The sequence below is a fragment of the Vibrio sp. 1CM7H genome (genome assembly GCF_023161645.1).
GTDB classification, from domain to species: Bacteria; Pseudomonadota; Gammaproteobacteria; order Enterobacterales; family Vibrionaceae; genus Vibrio; species Vibrio diabolicus.
Map to the genome: position 1 here is coordinate 1 of NZ_JALNTV010000030.1, position 679 is coordinate 679.

Annotated in this window: 1 protein-coding gene; it reads left to right on the plus strand. The window is 42.0% G+C overall.

Going from position 1 to position 679, the window contains the following annotated elements:
* Window positions 1-25 precede the first annotated feature (25 nt).
* Window positions 26-538, plus strand: a complete 513-nt coding sequence (locus MSG33_RS23495; protein ID WP_164667137.1) for a GNAT family N-acetyltransferase — start codon at window positions 26-28, stop codon at window positions 536-538.
* Window positions 539-679: the final 141 nt, after the last annotated feature.

Below are 679 nucleotides of genomic sequence, written 5' to 3' on the forward strand. Positions count from 1 at the left end.
GGGCGTTATGTGAATGGAGTCAACCTTGAAAATATCAGTTGTCAAAAGTGGTCAGATTGGGGCTTATGAAGCTGAACTTAATGCTCATCTAAACTCCGTTTTTGGCCAAGATTCCATGTTCATTTTCAATCGTGAGTTCGTTTGTGCAATTCTCATTGAAGACGATAATCAGATTATCGCTACTGGTTTTGCTTATAGTCGTTTAATGATGCAGGGTTCAATAAGCTTCAAAGGGGGCATAATTGGTGGTATTGCCATTACACCAAGTAAGCGTGGTTTGGGCTTAGCTAAAGTCATCGTGAAAGAACTCGATCGATGCTTAGTGTCTTTTGGGGTAACTCATTCTTTTCTCTTCGCTTATGAGCCAGATGTTTATCGAAGCTCAGGGTATTCGGAGTTAGTTTTGCCTATCCATTACTTCGACGTGCAGCAGAACAATTGGAATCAGTTTGTCTACCGTGGAGGTATGGTTAAGTCTTACAATGGCAGTCATGCTTTAAGCGATCAAGTCATTGAATTTAATGGTTGTGTGTATTGAACACTCTGAAAAAATTCACATAACAAAGCGTTCAAGAGGGATTTGGCACGCGTGGCATTTTTAGTATGCGTTGAGTTCAGTGTTTATGGCGCCATGCGGTAGCTTTTGTATTGCGTGCCGGCACCCCTTAACGCGGCGTTA